The organism is Pseudoalteromonas sp. G4 (assembly GCF_028875915.1).
Taxonomy (GTDB): domain Bacteria; phylum Pseudomonadota; class Gammaproteobacteria; order Enterobacterales; family Alteromonadaceae; genus Pseudoalteromonas.
Genome location: NZ_JAPEHW010000145.1, coordinates 1 through 1,785, shown reverse-complemented (window position 1 = coordinate 1,785; position 1,785 = coordinate 1). Strand labels below are relative to the sequence as shown.

The 1,785-nt window shown below is 42.0% G+C and carries 2 protein-coding genes; one reads left to right on the top strand and one right to left on the bottom strand.

The window, feature by feature from the left end; all coding sequences use genetic code 11:
- Positions 1-390: sigma-70 family RNA polymerase sigma factor (locus ON073_RS20255; RefSeq protein ID WP_274763674.1), on the top strand; the 390-nt coding region annotated here is incomplete at its 5' end.
- A 572-nt stretch (positions 391-962) separates the two neighbouring features.
- Here ON073_RS20255 and dfrA15 read toward each other — a convergent pair.
- Complete coding sequence (dfrA15, locus tag ON073_RS20250; protein WP_001355915.1) at positions 963-1,436, bottom strand: trimethoprim-resistant dihydrofolate reductase DfrA15; 474 nt, start codon at positions 1,434-1,436, stop codon at positions 963-965.
- Positions 1,437-1,785: the final 349 nt, after the last annotated feature.

Genomic DNA, 1,785 nt, shown 5'->3' with positions numbered 1-1,785 from the left:
ACGGTTGCTAACGAATTAGGTGTATCTGAAAAAGACGTACGTGAAATGGAATCGCGTATGAGCAGCCAAGATATGGGCTTTGACTTAAATGCGGACGAAGACGAAAGCACGCCGCAGTCTCAGTTCTCACCTGTTCAATACTTAACAGATCAATCGTCAGACTTAGCTGAAACGGTTGAAGAAGAACAGTGGCAGGATAACTCAAACCAACGCCTATTCTCAGCGTTAAACACGTTAGATGAGCGTTCACAAGATATTATCCGTGCACGTTGGTTAGCAGAAGAGAAAGAAACACTGCAAGACCTCGCTGCTAAATACCAAGTATCAGCAGAGCGTGTTCGCCAGCTAGAAAAATCAGCAATGAAAAAGCTACAAAACTTAATGGCGTAATTGCAAATTACAGCCAGAGTGAAAAAAGCCGCATAAGCGGCTTTTTTTGTGGCTGAGGTTTCAACTGGTAATGAGCTTTAGGAGTCTTATACAAAGCAGCACTCATCCCTGATTTTTATCTCGCATCATCCATGATGCGCTCTTGTTCATTTCTGTTACACGACAAAAACGAACCAAAAAACGTGCCCCAAAATCAAACTGGTTCTTCAAGCATAACTTAAATGTGAACATAAACGCCATGAATCAACGCGCTAAACATCCCTGTACGCTTTCCAGCTCGAAGTCCTTTTCTCGCGTTCATAGCTAGCCGAACTTCGTTCGACTCAAGACGCTATTCACCCATGCCTACATGGCTTGCTCGACCGCTTCGCTCCTTGTCTCGCATTATTCATTTAAATTTTGCTTTCAGGTTTGATTAAAGGGGTGATAAATCTTAGAAGCGCTTTTCAATATCAGTTAAGAGCGATAAGCGGACGTTAACGCCTGGCACAGCTGCCGACAAAATTGGCGCTTGTTTTGCCGGCTTTTTGGCAAAACAAGTGACACTTTTGGCGGTCAGTTGCTGCCACTTGTTAACCCTTTTGCCAGATTTGGTAACTATAATTTATGTTAGACACGAAGTCTTGGCTAAAAACTGGCCTAAAACTACTGGGGATTTCTGGAAAATAGACATCACCTTCTGGCTCAATGTCGATTGTTGAAATATGTAAAGTATCAACTTTATCGATCAGGCTTTTGTATATTTCACCACCACCAGACACAATCACATGATCCGTTATCGTCTTCAGATGATTTAGCGCTTCATCGATAGATGGAAATACCAATACATTCTCATCACTGGAAGTGAAGCTTGAACGAGTTACAACGGCATATTTTCGGTTGGGTAAAGCCCCCATTGACTCGAAAGTCTTTCGGCCTACCAAAAGCCACTGATTATAGGTAATCGCTTTGAAGAGTAATTGTTCCCCTTTGGCACTCCATGGAATATCTGGGCCATTTCCGATAACTCCATTCTTCGAAATTGCTGCCATTAGTGATAGTTTCACGATACTTCCTTAGGGGTTAACGCTTATTCGACGGGTCGCCCCGTATTTAAATACGGGTTAACCCGCCTTTGTAAATTTAATGTACTAAAACACTACACCGCTTTTTTAAAACTTACAATAACTTATAGGTACAGCTGATAATTATGCTGGCGACAAATACGGGGCAACCCGTCTAACAAAGCACGGGGCGTTTCAAGCGGAAAGCTGTATATAAACACACAACTTAAATTCCAATTAAGATACCGAAAGGAATGTCCGCAATTGGCACTAACCTGTCATTGAGCCAGGTGTTAAGGTTTACTCCCTCACCCATTAATCAAACCTGAAAATACAATTTAAATGAATAATG